We start from the raw sequence: 15,518 nt of genomic DNA on the forward strand, positions 1-15,518 counted from the left end.
CCAGGCCCGGGGTCGCGCGCGTGTCAGCGGCGCGTCGATCGGGGGTGCTCGGCCGCGAGCGCCACGTTCGCAGCTTGCTCCGCCCCCCCGATCCGTATAGCGGCGTTCCCGCTACAGGAGGTCGAAATGGGCTACAAGGTCGTCGTCTGCGGCGCCACGGGGAACGTGGGCCGCGAAATGCTGAACATCCTGGCCGAGCGCCAGTTTCCGATCGACGAGATCACGGCGCTCGCGTCGCGCCGGTCGCTCGGGACCGAGGTAAGCTTCGGCGACAAGACCCTGAAGACCAAGGACCTCGAACAATTCGACTTCACCGGCTGGGACATCGCGTTCTTCGCCATCGGCTCGGACGCCACGAAGATCCACGCGCCCCGCGCCGCCAAGGCGGGCTGCATCGTCATCGATAACTCGTCGCTCTACCGCTACGACGCGGATGTTCCGCTGGTCGTGCCGGAGGTGAATCCCGAAGCCGTCGACGGCTACGCCAAGAAGAACATCATCGCGAACCCGAATTGCTCGACCGCGCAGATGGTCGTCGCCCTGAAGCCGCTGCACGATCGCGCGCGGATCAAGCGCGTGGTCGTCAGCACGTACCAATCCGTTTCGGGCACCGGCAAGGACGCGATCGACGAGCTCTGGGACCAGACCAAGGGCATGTATGTCCCCGGCCAGGAACGCGAGCCGAAGGTCTATACCAAGCAGATCGCCTTCAACGTGATCCCGCATATCGACGTCTTCATGGACTCGGGCGAGACCAAGGAAGAGTGGAAGATGGTCGCCGAGACCAAGAAGATCGTGGACCCGAAGATCAAGGTCACCGCGACCTGCGTCCGCGTGCCGGTCTTCGTCGGCCATTCCGAGGCCGTGAATATCGAGTTCGAGGAGTTCCTCGACGAGGACGAGGCCCGCGACATTCTGCGCCAGGCCCCCGGTGTGCTGGTCGTCGACAAGCGCGAGGATGGCGGCTACGTCACGCCGGTCGAATGCGTCGCCGATTTCGCCACCTTCGTCAGCCGCATCCGGCAGGATTCGACGATCGAGAACGGGCTGAACATCTGGGTCGTCTCGGACAACCTCCGGAAGGGCGCGGCGCTGAACGCCGTGCAGATCGCCGAGACGCTTGGCGCGCGGGTTCTCAAGAAGGGCTGACCGCTATCCGATAGCAGGGGGTCCGGGGCTGACCCCGCCCCCCTCGGCTGGCATAGTGGCGCGGACCCCTGCAACGCCGGAGCCCGCGCCATGCGCCTCATCGCCCTTCTGATCCTGCTGCCGGGCCTCGCGCTCGCCGACGAACTGCGGCTGCCCGCCCCCGTGACCGACGCGACCTTCTATTCCAACGGCGTCTCGCTGACCCGGCGCGACGGGGCCGAGCTCTCCGCGGGCACGCATCGCCTGCTGATCCCGATGGCCGGCCGGAACGGCACGGTGCCGGATGTCGAGCTGGACGGTGCGCGTCTCGTGGCGCAGGGCACGGCGCCCGGCGGGCTCGTAGACGGGCGCGCGGTCTTTGACGACGCGCAGGACGCGGCCTTCGCGGCATGGGAGGCGGCGCAGGACGCGCTCGACCGCGCCCGCGACGCCGCCGACCGCGCACAGGCGGCGGCCGAGGCGGCCAGCGCGCAGATCGCGTTCTGGCGCTCGGTCTCGGGCGAGGCGCTGACCGGGCTCGACCCCGCCGCCCTGACCGCGACTGCGGCGGCGGTGGCCGAGGGCGTCGCTCGCGCCCAGGCCGCGCAGATCGAGGCCCGCGCCGCCGTCCGCGCCGCCAATGACGCGGTGGACGAGGCCGGTCGGGACCTGGCGCAGGCGCGGACCGATCTCGAGGCGACGGGCGCGCGGCTCGACCCCGTGGATCTCCTGGTGCTGGACATCTCCGTCGCCGAGGCCGGGCCCGTCGCCCTCGCCCTCAGGCAGGACGCGTTCGGCGGCTGGCGCCCGCTCTACGATGCCATCCTCGACGAGGATGCGGGCCGCCTGTCGATCGTGCGCCGTGCCGAGATGCGGCAGGACTCGGGTCTGCCTCTCCGGGGCGTGTCGGTACGCCTCTCGACGGCCGATCCGACCGGACAGGCCGATCCCGCACCGGTCTTCCCCGATCGTGCAATCCTGACCCGCAAGGAAGTCCTGCGCGAGGAGATGGTGGAAAGCCGCTCGATCGCGATGGCGCCAGCACCGATGGCCGATGCCGCCAGCGAGGGCATGATGGCCGTCGCGGTCGACGGCATGCCGGTCCTGACCTACGCGGTGCCCGTGCCCGTCGATCTGCCGCCGACCGAAACCTCTGTCACGGTCACGCTGGGCACGCTCGACCTGCCGGTGCGCGTGTTCAACCGCGCATCGCCGCGCCGCGACGCCTTCGCGTTCCTGATGGCTGAGGCCGCCGACGGCCCGTCCGAGACGCTGCTGCCGGGCGCGGTCACGCGCTACCGGGGTGCGACGCGGGTCGGCGAAGGCGCGCTGCCGCTCGTCCCGGCGGGCGACAGCTTCGAGATCGCCTTCGGGCCGCGCCGCGACCTGCCACTGGAGTTCACCGTGCTCGACAATGCGACGGGCGAGCGTGGCATCTTCTCGAGCTCGGGCACGCGGGTGCAGGACATCGCGTTCCGGGTCCGCAACCTCTCGGATGCGGCCGAGGTGGTCGAGACGCTCTACGCGCTGCCCTTCTCGGAGGAAGAAGCGCTGGACCTGACCGTGCGCGCGACGCCTGCGCCCGATGCCCGCGATATCGACGACGCGCGCGGCGTGTCGCGCTGGGATCTGGAGGTTGCTCCCGGCGGCGAGGCGGAGGTCCGCATCCGGGTCGAGGCGACATGGCCCGAGGGACAGGTTCTGGACTGGCGACCCTGAGGCGGATCTAGAACCGTTCGGCGCGGAGCACTTCGCAATCGGTGACGGTCACGACGCCGATATGGCGCTCGACCACAGCGAAGGCGGCTTCCAGCAGCGTGTCCAGCCGCTCGGGTCGGACGATGCAGGTCACGGCGACCATGCCGCCCGCGCGGCTGACCTGGCCCGAGCGGGTCCAATGCCCGGACCGGCCCGAGCCGCCCTGCACCGGCAGAATGGTGAAACCCGAAACCTCGGCCTCGAGCAGCGCCGTGGTCAGCCGCCGTTCCATCATGGCCTCGATGATGATCTCGACGCGCTTTGCGGGGTGTGTCTGCATGGGGCTCAGCCTCCGGTGATCCAGCGGGCGAACGCCAGGTAGATCGGCAGGCCCAGCGTCAGGTTGAATGGGAAGGTCACGCCCAGCGACAGGGTGAGGTAGATCGACGGGTTCGCCTCGGGGAGGGCCACGCGCATCGCGGCGGGCACCGCGATGTAGCTGGCCGAGGCACCGAGCACCATGAAGAGCATCGTGCTGCCGGTGCCGAGCCCCAGGAAGACGCCGGCCAGCGCGCCCGCGCAGGCGCCGACCAGAGGCATCGTGACCCCGAAGGTCAGAAGACCGGGCCGTAGCACGCCCCGCGCCTCGCGCAGGCCGCGCCCGGCCACCAGCCCCATGTCGAGCAGGAAGAGGCAGAGCACCCCTTGGAAGGGCGAGACGATGAAGGACGCGATGCGGTCGAGCCCTTCCTGCCCCGTGATCCAGCCGATCGCGAAGCTGCCCACCAGAAGGACGATCGAGCCGTTGAGCAGGATCTCGCGCCAGAGCTCGGCATCCATCGAGCGCCCCTGCCCCGAACGGGCGACCAGCCACAGCGCCGAGAGGATGGCGGGTGCCTCCATTACGGCAGCCACGGCGACCATCCAGCCGTCCGAGCCGATCCCGGCTGCGTCCAGCACCGAGGTCCCCGCGACGAAGGTCACGATCGAGATCGAGCCGTAATGCGCGGCCACCGCCGCCGCATCGAGCGTCGAGAGCCGCGTCATCACCCGCAGCAGCGAGAAGGCCGCGAAGGGCAGCGCGAAGGACAGGACCGCGCCCGCGACCAGCGCGCCGACCAGCGTGACGTCGAGCCCGGCCACGTTGACCGCGACGCCGCCCTTGAAGCCGATCGCGAACAGCAGGTAGATCGACATCCCCTTGGCCACGGCCTCGGGAATCGTCAGCTCGGATCGTGCCAGCGCCGCCGCGAGCCCCAGCGCAAAGGACAGAATGATCGGCGAGAGCAGATTGCCAAGCGCGAGGTCGAGAAGATCCATGGCATGCTCCGGGGAATGGGCCGGGTCCGGCCTAGCCGCTCCTGCCGATGCGTCAAGCCCGACGGGCTCCGGTCAGAGCGGCACGAAGCGGTCGCTTGGCGCGTCGTAGATCTCGAGCACGCCCTCGGTGATGTCGTTCCAGAGCCCGTGCAGCGCGAGATCGCCCGCTTCCACGGCGCTGGCGACGAAGGGGAAGGTCATGAGGTTGTCGAGCGAGATCAGCACGGCCTGCTTCTCCAGCGCCTCGAGGCGTGCGGGTTCGTCGGCAATGTCGTGCACCGCCTCCCAGCCGGGCCGGAGCAGGTCCATCCAGCGCCCGACATAGCTGGAGCGTTCCTCGAGTTCGGGCGCATGGCCCGAGCACATCTCCTCGCAGCCCTTCACACCGCCGCAATGCGAATGCCCCAGCACGATGATCTGCGCCACGTGAAGCGAGCGGACCGCGTATTCCACTGCCGCCGACGTGCCGTGATGCAGCCCGTCGGGTTCGTTCGGCGGGACAAGATTGGCGATGTTGCGATGCATGAAGAACTCGCCCTGCTCGGCGCCGAAGATCGCGGCGGCGTTCACGCGGCTGTCGCAGCAGGAGATCACCATCGCCCGCGGCCGCTGCCCTTCGAGGGCGAGACGGCGATACCAGGCGGCGTTGTCGGCGAAGGTCGTGGCCTTCCAGCCGTGATATCGCTGCACCAGCGATCCCGGCAGAGGCTTGGCGGATCTCATGTCGGTCTCGTCCCGTTTTGCATCGCCGCTCTTCTAGAAGCCCGTTGCGTGCAATTCGAGAGGTTTCTCGAAACTTTGGCCGCGACGGTGCCCCGGTTCCGCCCCGATCGGCCGCGAGTCTGTCCGGCGACACGAGATACAGGAGCTGACCCGATGTCCGAAACGATTCCGATGATCCGCCCCTTCGAGCCGGTCGAGTTCGACCACGACACGCTGGCCGCGCTCTGCGATCGCCACCGGGGCGACGCCGAGGCGGTGATCGCCGGCCTCCTGGCCGAGATCGAGGCCGGGCTCCGCCGCGCCGCGTCGCAGTTCCGCGCGAATGATCCCGCCTTCGCGCGCACCATCGACGACCTGCACCGCCTTGCGGACGAGGTGGGGATGCGCACGCTGCGCGTCTGCACCGAAGCGATCCGCGACCAGCTTGCCGCCCGCGACCGCGCCGCGCTTGAAGCCTGCGCCTGGCGGATGTTCCGCCTCGCCGATCCGGCCACGATGTCCGACTGGCAGGTCTGCCACGACACCGTCGCCTGACGCGGCCCACGCGGTGCCGGACCTTGCGGCGCACGGCGCGGACGCTAGGGTGTGCCGCGCCGCAGACCCGTGGCGCAGAGGACCCGATGACGCCACGCTTCGCCGACCCCGACACCCGCGCGATCCCCGTTCGGCCCGTGCCGCAGGATGGCTTCGACGACTGGCTCGCGGGACAGGACGATCCGACGCGGGACTGGGCGCGGGCCAATGACTTCACCGGACGCGCGGGCCAGGTGCTGCGCGTGCCTGGACCGGACCTGTCGATCGCGCGCGTCCTCGTCGGATGGGGTCGCCGCCGCGACCGGCCGCGGTCGCGCTTCGCGATTGCCCGTGCCGCCGCCGCGCTGCCCGCCGGAACCTACGCGCTCGACGCCGATCTTTCTGCCAACGACACCGAGGAGGCGGCGCTGGGCTGGCTTCTGTCGGGCTACGCCTTCACCCGCTACAAGGGCGGCGCATCCGAGCGCCCGCGCCTGCGCGCGCCCCGCGGCGTCGATGCCGCCCGGCTCGAAGCGATCGCCTGCGGCGAATGCCTGACCCGCGACCTCATCAACACGCCCGCCGCCGATATGGGCCCCGACGAGCTGGAGGCCGCCGCCCGCGCGCTGGCCGAAAGTCATGGTGCCGGGATCACGGTGACGACGGGCGAGGACCTTCTGGCCGCGAACCTGCCGATGATCCACGCGGTCGGCCGCGCGGCCAGTCGCGCGCCGCGCCTGATCGACATGACCTGGGGCGAGACAGGCCCGGAGCTGACCCTCGTCGGCAAGGGCGTCTGCTTCGACACCGGCGGCCTCAACCTCAAGCCGGGCGCGTCGATGGGCCTGATGAAGAAGGACATGGGCGGGGCGGCCACCGTCCTCGGGCTCGCCCACATGATCATGGCGACGGGCGTCGGCCTGCGGCTGCGCGTCCTGATCCCGGCGGTCGAGAATGCCGTCTCGGGCGACGCGTTTCGGCCCGGCGACGTGCTGACAGCACGCAACGGGCTGACCGTCGAGGTCAACAACACGGACGCCGAAGGACGGCTCGTGCTGGCCGATGCACTGGCGCTCGCCTCCGAGACGCCGCCCGACCTGCTGGTCTGCATGGCGACCCTAACCGGCGCGGCCCGCGTCGCGGTCGGGCCCGATCTCGCGCCCTTCTATACAGATGACGACGCGCTCGCGATGGCGCTGTCCCATGCGGGCGCGCGGGTCCGCGACCCGCTCTGGCGGATGCCCCTCCACCGCCCCTACGAGGCGATGATCGAGCCGGCCATCGCCGATCTCGACAACGCACCCTCGGGCGGAATGGCGGGCTCGGTGACGGCGGCGCTCTTTCTCGATCGCTTCGTCGCCGACACGCCGCGTTTCGTGCATTTCGACATCTACGGCTGGAACCCGACCGCCGCGCCCGCGCGCCCCAAGGGCGGCGTCGGGATGGGCGCGCGCGCGGTATTCGACGCCCTTCCGAAGGTGCTGGACCTATGAGCGCGATCGATCCCCGGATGACGCCTGCCAACGGGCACGCCGCTGCCCATGAGCTGCGCGGCGTCGTCGAGGCCACGCGCTACGTCAAGGGCACCATCCGCACCGTGCAGCAGCCCATCGTCAATCTCTCGGACGCGCCGCGCGGCGACCGGGCGAGCCAGCTTCTCTTCGGCGAGGCGTTCCGCGTCATCGACGAGCGGGACGGCTTCGCCTTCGGCCAGTCCTTACGTGATGGCTATTGCGGCTACGTGCTCGGCGCGGCCCTCGCCCGACAGGAGGCGGCGACGCATTGGGTCGCGGCGCCCGCCACGCATCTGTACCCCAAGGCGCGGCTGAAGGCCCCGCCCGAGGTCGCGATCTTCTTCGGCAGCCATGTGCGCGTGACCTCCGACATGGGCGACTTCCAGAAGATCTCGACTGGGCATTTCATTCCGACCGGGCACCTTCAGAAGTTGCGCGCCCGCTTCGGCGACCCGGTCGGCGTGGCCGACATGTTCCTCGGGACGCCCTATCTCTGGGGCGGATGCTCGCGCTGGGGGATCGACTGTTCGGGGCTGGTCCAGCAGGCGCTCGTGGCATGCGGCATCGATTGTCCGAGGGACAGCGACCAGCAGCGGGGCGTCGGCCGCCCGCTCCATCCCGACGAGCCCGCGGCGCGTGGCGACCTGATCTTCTGGGACGGGCATGTCGGGATCATGTCGGACGCCGACACGCTCCTGCATGCGAACGCGCATCACATGGCCGTGGCCTACGAGCCGCTTCACGTTGCCCGAGACCGCATCATCGACAGCCACGGCGCAGGCACCGGTCGCGGCGAGATCGCGATGCGGCGACGGATCGAGCCGGGACGCTAGGCGCGACTAGCCCAGCGCCCGCTCGGCATTCTGCCGCATCCGGTCCAGCAGATCGAAGGCCGCGTCGCATTCGGCGTCGGACAAGCCGTCGAGCAGCGCCGCGTTCACCCGCATGTGGAAGTCGCGCAGATGATCGAGCGCGCGCCCCTTCGCGGTCAGGCCCACCACGGCCGTGCGGCGATCGGACGCGTCCCTGCGGCGCGTGACGAGATCGCGGGCGGCCATGCGGTCGACGATGCGCGACATGGCGGGAAGGCCCGTGCCCACCCGCTGCGCCAGCGCGCCGACGGTCAGGTCCCCCTCCCGCCAGAGACAGGACAGGACCACCCATTGCGGCAACGACAGGTCGTGCGGCTCCAGCAGGCGCTGGCACAGCGCGTTCATCCGACCGGCGGCAAAATTCAGCTCGCGGCCGATGGATCGCGGGGTCGGTGGGTTTTTAGTTGCCATGTAAACTGAATCGCGTTTTAATTTACGTGTAAATTAACTCTAGCCATCCGTCGTGCCACGCTCAACCGCGTCCGGACGCGGCGAACGCGGAAAGGAATGCACCATGGCGAAGAAGATCCTGATGATCGGCTGGCATCCGAGCGTCGTCGATTACGACAAGTATCCGGGGCTGACGCCGGAGAAGCTGGAGGGCGCGCTGCGCGCCGACGAGCGCAACCTCAACGAACAGGGATACGATGCCGAGATCGGCTTTCTCCACGACGGCGAGAGCGCGACGGATCGCCTGGCCGAACGACTGCAGTCGGAGCGGTTCGACGTCATCCTGATCGGCGCGGGCGTCCGCAAGGACGACGCGCATTTCCTGGTCTTCGAGCGGTTGGTCAATATCGTGCACCAACACGCGCCGGACGCGCGCATCGCCTTCAACACCGGGCCCACCGATTCCGAGGCGGCGATCCGCCGCTGGGCCTGACCGGTCCCGGACCCCTAGATCAGTCCACCGCGCGGATCAGCTTGCGCTCCAGCACGCGCAGCACCGTTTTGAGGTCGTGACCTCGGCGCAGGATGCGGCCATCCATGCCCACGATGCTCCACATGCCTTGCTTCGCTGCCATCTTGGGGCGCTTCTCTATGCGGTACATCGGCTGTTCGGCGGTGCGGCGGAAGACGCTGAACACGGCGACCTCGCGCAGCGCCGAGATGCCGTAGTCGCGCCATTCGCCGGCGGCGACCATGCGGCCATAGAGCGACAGGATCGGTCCCAGCTCGGTTCGATGGAAGTGGACGGCATCGGCGGGCGGGGGCGGCATGGCGTTCATATCTCGAACGTGGCGCGCCCGTCCGGACAGATCAAGGCGTTGCACACAAGGGCCTCCGTAAACCATGCCATGCCCGTGCCACGAAAAGACCCAGGCGAGGGCACCGCGCGACCCGATATTCGCCGCCCGGCAAATCGATACAGGGTTCAGTAGGAGCGAAAGCTCAGTTCCCCGGCGCGGTGTTCATAGCCCCCACCCAGTGTGTCGCGTCGGGGAGCCCTACCACCTTAACCAGTGCCGTCTGCATGACGAGACGGATCCCGTCCTCTCGGTCGGGGTCCGTCTTGTGCAGGGCGTGGTCGTCAGGTCCGGACCAGCTTCTCATAGGCGTCCGAGATATCGCGCGTGATCGCGCCCACCTCGAAATTGTAGTCGCCGATCTGGCCCACGGGCGTCACCTCGGCGGCCGTGCCGGTCAGCCAACATTGCTCGAAGCCTTCCAGTTCCTCGGGCATGATGTGCCGCTCGTGGACCTTGATCTGGCGGTCCTTGAGCATCCCCAGTACCGTCTGACGCGTGATCCCGTTGAGGAAGCAGTCGGGATCGGGCGTGTGAACCTCGCCGTCCTTGACGAAGAAGATGTTGGCGCCCGTCGCCTCGGCCACGTAGCCGCGATAGTCGAACATCATCGCGTCCGAGCAGCCCTTTGCCTCGGCGGCGTGCTTGGACATGGTGCAGATCATGTAGAGGCCTGCGGCCTTGGCGTGGCTCGGGGCCGTCTCGGGAGAAGGCCGCTTCCACTTGGCGATGTCGAGCTTGGCGCCTTTCATCTTGGCGTCGCCGTAATAGTTGCCCCAAGCCCAGGTCGCGACGGCCATCCGCACTGGGTTGCGCGCGGACGAGACGCCCATGTCCTCGCCCGCACCGCGCCAGGCCAATACGCGGACATAGGCGTCCTCCAGCCCGTTGCCCTTCATGGTCTCGTACTTCGCGGCCTCGATCTCGTCGACGGTCCACGGGATCTCCATGTCGAGCTGACGCCCCGATTCGAGCAGGCGCTCGGAGTGCTTGCGGCTTTCGAAGATCTTGCCGGAATAGGCCCGCTCGCCCTCGAACACCGCGGAGGCGTAATGCATCGCATGGGTCAGAAGATGCACGTTCGCATCGCCCCATTCGATCAGCTTCCCGTCCATCCAGATCTTGCCGTCGAGTTCCGCATAGGACCCAGCCATGACACTCTCCATCCCGTTCGTTACCGAAACAGTGCCGTTTCGGACATAATATTTCGCAGATTATGCCCTCGGCTAACAATCCGGTCTTGGAATGTCAACAAGGCTGACGTAGTTTCCCCGCATGGCGGACGATCACAGCGACAATCTCCTGTTCCTGACGGATGAACAGCTGCGCCGCGCGATCGAGGCGATGTTCTTCGCCTATCGCGGCTTCACCGCCGATCCCGACCGGATCCTGTCGGGCAAGGGATACGGGCGGGCGCATCACCGAGCGCTGCACTTCATCCACCGGACGCCGGGCACCACGGTCAACAACCTGCTCGCGATCCTCGGGGTCACGAAGCAATCGCTCAACCGCGTGCTCAGGACGCTGGTCGAAGACGGGCTGGTCGACAGCCGGGTCGGCCAGCGCGATCGCCGCGAGCGTCATCTTCACCTGACCGAGGCGGGCGAGGCGCTGGAGCGCGAGCTTTCGGATGCGCAGCGCAACCGGATGCGCGGCGCCTTCCGCGCCGCGGGGCCGCAGGCTGTGGCCGGGTTCCGGCAGGTGCTCGAGCAGATGATGGACCCCGAGATGCGCCATCACTTCACCGCCGCGCGGGACGGCGACCGATGACCGACAGCACCCATCAGGCCCATGTCCTCCTCGTGGACGATGACGACCGCATTCGTGGGCTCCTGCAGAAGTTCCTGATGCGCAACGGCTACCTGACGACGGGCGCGCGTGACGCGGACCATGCGCGGCGTCTTCTGGCGGGGCTCGATTTCGACATCGCGATCCTCGACGTGATGATGCCGGGCGACAACGGCTACGTGCTCTGCGCCGAGATCCGCGAGAGCCGGCCGATGCCGATCCTGATGCTAACCGCCAAGGGCGAGACGCAGGACCGGATCACGGGCCTCGAATCGGGGGCGGACGACTACCTGTCGAAACCGTTCGAGCCCAAGGAGCTGCTGTTGCGGCTCAAGGCGATCCTGCGCCGCGTGCCCACGGGGCCGGGTGCCGTACCGAAGGTCCTGCAACTGGGGCCGTTTCGCTACGACATGGAACGGGGCGAGCTCTGGCGCGGGTCCGATGCGGTCCGCCTGACCGCGACCGAGACCACGCTGATGCGGATCTTCGCGGCGACCCCGCACGAAGCGGTCAGCCGCGCGCAGCTGGTCGAGCAGCTGGGCCGCGGCGATGGCGAGGCGACGGGCGAGCGGGCCGTGGACGTCCAGGTCACCCGCCTGCGCCGCAAGCTCGAAGCCGACCCCAAGCAGCCACGCTATCTCCAGACGGTGCGCGGCGAAGGCTACATGCTCGCGCCGGATTGACCCCGGACCCGGCGGCCGTAGGGTGAGGAACCCCTTACCGGACGCTCGGACCCCATGACCCTGCTCATCACCCATGACGACGCCGACGCGCACGAGAATCCGCCCGGCCATCCCGAACAGGTCGACCGCCTGCCCGCCATCCGTCGGGCGCTCGCCGACATGGACCTGATGCGGGAAGACGCGACGGAGGCGAGCGATGAAACCATCACCCGCTGCCACCCGCAGGACTATGTCGACACGCTGGTGGTCGCGGCCCCGCGGCAGGGCTGGACCCAGCTCGACGCCGACACCCACATGGCACCCGGCACGCTGCGCGCCGCGCGGCTGGCCGTCGGCGCCGCCTGCCGCGCGGTCGATGCGGTCATGGCGGGCGAGGCGCCGAACGCCCTCGTCGCCATGCGCCCGCCCGGCCACCATGCCGAGACCGCCAAGCCCACGGGGTTCTGCCTGTTCGGCACCGTCGCCATCGCCGCACGCCACGCGATGGAGGTGCATGGCCTGACTCGGATCGCGGTCGTGGATTTCGACGTCCATCACGGCAACGGCACGCAGGATCTGCTTTGGTCCGAGGCGCGTGCACTCTTCGTGTCGACGCACCAATCGCCGCTCTGGCCCGGCACCGGCGAGCCATCCGAGCGCGGCGAGTACGACACCATCCTCAACATCCCTCTGCCGCCCGGCTCGGACGGCAGCGTTTTCCGCGCCCGCTTCATGGACGAGGCATGGCCCCGCCTGACCGCGTTCGACCCCGAGCTCGTCCTCGTCTCGGCGGGGTTCGACGCGCATCGCGACGACCCACTGGCCCAGCTCGAGTGGGACGAGGAGGACTTCGTCTGGATCACCGAGAAGCTCTGCGATCTGGCGCGCGACCACGCGGGCGGGCGGCTGGTCTCCTGCCTCGAGGGCGGCTATGACCTCGACGCGCTCGCGGCCTCGGTCGCGGCTCATATGGACGTCTTGCGGAGGGCAGGAACATGACCGATCGACCGGTGACCGAGATGAGCTTCGAGGAGGCGATCGCCGAGTTGGAGCAGGTGGTGAACCAACTCGATTCCGGAGACGTGTCGCTCGACGATTCGATCCGGCTCTACGAACGCGGCGCCGCCCTGAAGGCACGCTGCGAGACCAAGCTGAAGGAAGCCGAGGCCAAAGTCGAGCAGATCACGCTGGATGCGCAAGGCAACCCCACCGGCACCCGGCCCGCCGACGGCTCGTGACGCTCGACGCCGTTCTGCGCACGACCCAAGGCGAGGTTCAGGCGGCGCTGGATGCCGCGCTCCGCCCGTTCGATGGCCCCGTGGGCGACGCGATGCGTCACGCCCTGCGCGGCGGCAAGCGGCTGCGCGCGATCCTGCTTCTGGAATCCGCCCGCCTCTTCGACGTGCCGCGCGACCGCGCGCTGCGCGCCGCCTGCGCGATCGAGGCGGTGCACGCCTATTCGCTGGTCCATGACGATCTGCCCAGCATGGATGACGACGACCTCCGGCGCGGGCAGCCGACGGTGCACCGCCAGTGGGACGAGGCGACAGCGGTGCTGGCGGGTGACGCGCTCCAGACCCTCGCCTTCGAGATGCTGGCCGATCCCGCGACCGATCCCGACGCGGGCGTGCGCGCCGAACTCGTCCTGACGCTGGCACGCGATGCCGGTGCTGCGGGCATGGTGCGAGGGCAGGCCCTCGACATCGCGGCCGAAAGCGCGGGCGAGCCCCTGACCCTGGCCGAGATCACCGAATTACAGCGCCTCAAGACCGGCCGCCTTCTTGAATGGCCCTGCCGGGCCGGAGCGATTCTCGGACGGGCCGACCCTGCCGCGCTGGTCGATTTCGCGACGCATCTCGGCCTCGCGTTCCAGATTGCCGACGACCTCCTCGACGTCGAGGGCGATGCCGATACCGCGGGCAAGGCGCTCCGCAAGGACGCCGCCGCGGGCAAGGCGACCTTCGTGTCGCTGCTGGGTGCCGAAGCTGCCCGTGCCGAGGCGGACCGGTTGGTCGGACAGGCCGAACTGTCACTTTTGCCTTACACCGAAAAGGGGGCTACGCTGAGATCCGTCGCCCGCTACGTGGTGACCCGCGACCGCTGAGGACGACCCTATGACGACCGACGACCGGCCCCGCCCCGCGACCCCCCTTCTCGACCGCATCGCCGGACCCGCCGACCTCAAGGGGCTGAGCGACCGCGAGTTGCGGCAGGTTGCCGACGAGCTTCGGACCGACACGATCTGGGCGGTCAGCCAGACCGGCGGCCATCTGGGCGCGGGTCTCGGCGTGGTCGAGTTGACGGTCGGCCTACATGCCGTGTTCGACACGCCGCGCGACAAGCTGATCTGGGACGTCTCGCACCAATGCTATCCCCACAAGATCCTGACCGGCCGCCGCGACCGGATGCTGACGCTGCGCAAGAAGGACGGGCTCTCGGGCTTCACCAAGCGCAGCGAGTCGCCCTATGACCCGTTCGGTGCGGCCCATAGCTCCACCTCGATTTCCGCAGCGCTGGGCTTTGCGATGGGTCGCGAGCTGGGTGCGCCGAACAACGGCGACGCCATCGCGGTAATCGGCGACGGCGCACTTTCAGGCGGGATGGCCTACGAGGCGCTGAACCACGCGGGCCATCTGGGCAAGCGGCTGATCGTGATCCTGAACGACAACGAGATGTCGATCGCCCCGCCCGTAGGCGCGATGTCGTCCTACCTCTCCCGCCTCTATGCCGGCGCGCCGTTCCAGGAGTTCAAGGCCGCCGCCAAGGGCGCCGTCGGCTTCCTGCCCCCGCCCTTCCAGGAAGGCGCGCGCCGCGCCAAGGAGATGCTCAAGGGCATGACCGTCGGCGGCACTCTCTTCGAGGAGCTGGGCTTTTCCTATGTCGGGCCCATCGACGGCCACGACATCGAACAGGTCTTGGCCATCCTGCGGACGGTGAAGGTACGGGCGACCGGGCCGATCCTGATCCACGCCATCACACAGAAGGGCAAGGGCTTCCGCCCGGCCGAGGGACGCGCCGACAAGGGTCATGCCACCGGCAAGTTCGACATGATCACGGGCGAGCAGGCCAAGGCCGCCTCGAACGCACCGAGCTACACCAAGGTCTATGCGCAGAACCTGATCCGCGAGGCGCAGGACGATGACCGCATCGTCGCAATCACCGCCGCGATGCCCGACGGGACAGGCCTTAACCTCTTTGCCGAGCGTTTTCCGAACCGCTGCTTCGATGTCGGCATCGCCGAGCAGCATGGCGTCACCTTTTGCGCCGGCCTCGCCGCGTCGGGGATGAAGCCTTTCTGCACGATCTATTCGACCTTCCTGCAACGCGGCTACGACCAGGTGGTCCACGACGTCGCGCTTCAGAACCTTTCTGTGCGCTTCGCCATCGACCGCGCGGGGCTGGTCGGAGCCGACGGTGCGACCCATGCCGGCAGCTTCGACGTGGCCTACCTGTCGAACCTGCCCAATTTCACCGTCATGGCCGCCGCCGACGAGGCGGAGCTTTGCCACATGGTCGCAACCGCGGCCGCCCATGACGACGGGCCCATCGCCTTCCGCTTCCCGCGCGGCGAAGGCGTCGGCGTCGAGATGCCCGAACGGGGCGAGCCGCTCGAGATCGGGCGCGGCCGCATGATCCACGAGGGCGCGCGCGTCGCGATCCTCTCCTTCGGCGCGCGGCTGACCGAAGTCCGCGAGGCGGCCGAAAGGCTGCAGGCGCGCGGCATCGATCCGACCATCGCCGACGCCCGCTTCGCCAAACCGCTCGACCGCGAGATGATCCTCGGGCTTGCCCGAGACCACGAGGCGCTGATCACGATCGAGGAAGGCGCCGTGGGTGGATTCGGCAGCCATGTCGCCCAACTTCTCTCGGACGAGGGCGTCTTCGATCAGGGTCTGCGGTTCCGGTCCATGGTGCTTCCCGATGCATTTATCGACCAGGGTGGTCCGGCCGATATGTATGCCAAGGCGGGGCTCAACGCCGAGGATATCGAGGCGCGCGTGCTGTCGCTTCTCGATGTCGAGATGTTGGGCAAGCGGGCGTGAACCCGGTACA

18 protein-coding genes are annotated in these 15,518 nt (G+C 68.8%); 12 read left to right on the plus strand and 6 right to left on the minus strand.

Annotation, left to right across the window (positions count from 1 at the left end; translation table 11 throughout):
* Positions 1-126 precede the first annotated feature (126 nt).
* Complete coding sequence (locus tag ACK8OR_RS17435; protein WP_410190651.1) at positions 127-1,149, plus strand: aspartate-semialdehyde dehydrogenase; 1,023 nt, start codon at positions 127-129, stop codon at positions 1,147-1,149.
* 90 nt (positions 1,150-1,239) lie between these two features.
* Positions 1,240-2,847 carry a DUF4139 domain-containing protein gene (locus ACK8OR_RS17440; RefSeq protein ID WP_410190652.1) on the plus strand — a complete coding sequence of 536 codons (1,608 nt, stop codon included), beginning with the start codon at positions 1,240-1,242 and terminating at the stop codon, positions 2,845-2,847.
* 7 nt (positions 2,848-2,854) lie between these two features.
* Here ACK8OR_RS17440 and ACK8OR_RS17445 read toward each other — a convergent pair whose 3' ends face one another.
* The 3 genes from ACK8OR_RS17445 to ACK8OR_RS17455 form a co-directional block, all read right to left on the minus strand.
* Entirely contained in the window at positions 2,855-3,166 is a 312-nt protein-coding gene (locus ACK8OR_RS17445; RefSeq protein WP_298428835.1) for a DUF3240 family protein, read from the minus strand.
* A gap of 5 nt (positions 3,167-3,171) precedes the next feature.
* A complete protein-coding gene (locus ACK8OR_RS17450; protein WP_410190653.1) occupies positions 3,172-4,146 on the minus strand; it encodes a sodium-dependent bicarbonate transport family permease in 975 nt (324 codons plus the stop codon).
* 72 nt (positions 4,147-4,218) lie between these two features.
* A complete protein-coding gene (locus tag ACK8OR_RS17455; protein WP_410190654.1) occupies positions 4,219-4,869 on the minus strand; it encodes a carbonic anhydrase in 651 nt (216 codons plus the stop codon).
* Positions 4,870-5,022: 153 nt separating this feature from the next.
* Between ACK8OR_RS17455 and ACK8OR_RS17460 the strand changes: the two genes are divergently transcribed.
* The 3 genes from ACK8OR_RS17460 to ACK8OR_RS17470 all read left to right on the plus strand — a co-directional run bounded on the left by ACK8OR_RS17460 (position 5,023) and on the right by ACK8OR_RS17470 (position 7,729).
* The gene (locus ACK8OR_RS17460; protein WP_410190655.1) at positions 5,023-5,403 is read left to right on the plus strand and encodes a hypothetical protein; all 381 of its coding nucleotides are present in this window, start codon (positions 5,023-5,025) and stop codon (positions 5,401-5,403) included.
* Positions 5,404-5,489: 86 nt separating this feature from the next.
* Entirely contained in the window at positions 5,490-6,875 is a 1,386-nt protein-coding gene (locus ACK8OR_RS17465) for a leucyl aminopeptidase family protein (RefSeq protein WP_410190656.1), read from the plus strand.
* Entirely contained in the window at positions 6,872-7,729 is an 858-nt protein-coding gene (locus ACK8OR_RS17470) for a C40 family peptidase (protein WP_410190657.1), read from the plus strand. Before ACK8OR_RS17465 ends, ACK8OR_RS17470 begins: the two co-directional genes overlap by 4 nt.
* Before the next feature lie 6 nt (positions 7,730-7,735).
* On the opposite strand, the gene ACK8OR_RS17475 is transcribed toward ACK8OR_RS17470, so the two are convergent.
* Positions 7,736-8,113, minus strand: a complete 378-nt coding sequence (locus ACK8OR_RS17475) for a MarR family winged helix-turn-helix transcriptional regulator (protein WP_410190658.1) — start codon at positions 8,111-8,113, stop codon at positions 7,736-7,738.
* Positions 8,114-8,282: 169 nt separating this feature from the next.
* On the opposite strand from ACK8OR_RS17475, the gene ACK8OR_RS17480 reads away from it, so the two are divergent.
* Positions 8,283-8,651 (plus strand): hypothetical protein, encoded by a 369-nt coding sequence (locus ACK8OR_RS17480; RefSeq protein ID WP_410190659.1) that lies wholly within the window; start codon positions 8,283-8,285, stop codon positions 8,649-8,651.
* Between the two features lie 19 nt (positions 8,652-8,670).
* Here ACK8OR_RS17480 and ACK8OR_RS17485 read toward each other — a convergent pair whose 3' ends face one another.
* Both ACK8OR_RS17485 and ACK8OR_RS17490 read right to left on the minus strand, forming a co-directional pair.
* Positions 8,671-8,997, minus strand: a complete 327-nt coding sequence (locus tag ACK8OR_RS17485; protein ID WP_410190660.1) for a DUF2794 domain-containing protein — start codon at positions 8,995-8,997, stop codon at positions 8,671-8,673.
* Between the two features lie 302 nt (positions 8,998-9,299).
* Positions 9,300-10,169 (minus strand): branched-chain amino acid aminotransferase, encoded by an 870-nt coding sequence (locus ACK8OR_RS17490; RefSeq protein ID WP_410190661.1) that lies wholly within the window; start codon positions 10,167-10,169, stop codon positions 9,300-9,302.
* Between the two features lie 121 nt (positions 10,170-10,290).
* Here ACK8OR_RS17490 and ACK8OR_RS17495 point away from each other — a divergent pair, with 121 nt between their 5' ends.
* From ACK8OR_RS17495 to dxs, 6 genes are read left to right on the plus strand one after another with little or no spacing between them, the layout of a single operon-like run.
* Complete coding sequence (locus ACK8OR_RS17495; RefSeq protein WP_410190662.1) at positions 10,291-10,785, plus strand: MarR family winged helix-turn-helix transcriptional regulator; 495 nt, start codon at positions 10,291-10,293, stop codon at positions 10,783-10,785.
* A complete protein-coding gene (locus ACK8OR_RS17500) occupies positions 10,782-11,486 on the plus strand; it encodes a response regulator (protein WP_410190663.1) in 705 nt (234 codons plus the stop codon). The genes ACK8OR_RS17495 and ACK8OR_RS17500 overlap by 4 nt, the downstream gene beginning before the upstream one ends.
* A 54-nt stretch (positions 11,487-11,540) precedes the next feature.
* On the plus strand, positions 11,541-12,464 hold the full coding sequence (locus tag ACK8OR_RS17505) for a histone deacetylase family protein (protein WP_410190664.1): 924 nt from the start codon (positions 11,541-11,543) through the stop codon (positions 12,462-12,464).
* Entirely contained in the window at positions 12,461-12,703 is a 243-nt protein-coding gene (locus ACK8OR_RS17510) for an exodeoxyribonuclease VII small subunit (RefSeq protein WP_410190665.1), read from the plus strand. The genes ACK8OR_RS17505 and ACK8OR_RS17510 overlap by 4 nt, the downstream gene beginning before the upstream one ends.
* Positions 12,700-13,569, plus strand: coding sequence for a polyprenyl synthetase family protein (locus ACK8OR_RS17515; RefSeq protein WP_410190666.1), 870 nt, complete (start codon positions 12,700-12,702; stop codon positions 13,567-13,569). Before ACK8OR_RS17510 ends, ACK8OR_RS17515 begins: the two co-directional genes overlap by 4 nt.
* A gap of 10 nt (positions 13,570-13,579) precedes the next feature.
* On the plus strand, positions 13,580-15,508 hold the full coding sequence (dxs, locus tag ACK8OR_RS17520; protein ID WP_410190667.1) for a 1-deoxy-D-xylulose-5-phosphate synthase: 1,929 nt from the start codon (positions 13,580-13,582) through the stop codon (positions 15,506-15,508).
* Positions 15,509-15,518: the final 10 nt, after the last annotated feature.

The organism is Jannaschia halovivens (assembly GCF_046452375.1).
In the GTDB taxonomy this organism is placed as follows: Bacteria; Pseudomonadota; Alphaproteobacteria; order Rhodobacterales; family Rhodobacteraceae; genus Jannaschia; species Jannaschia halovivens.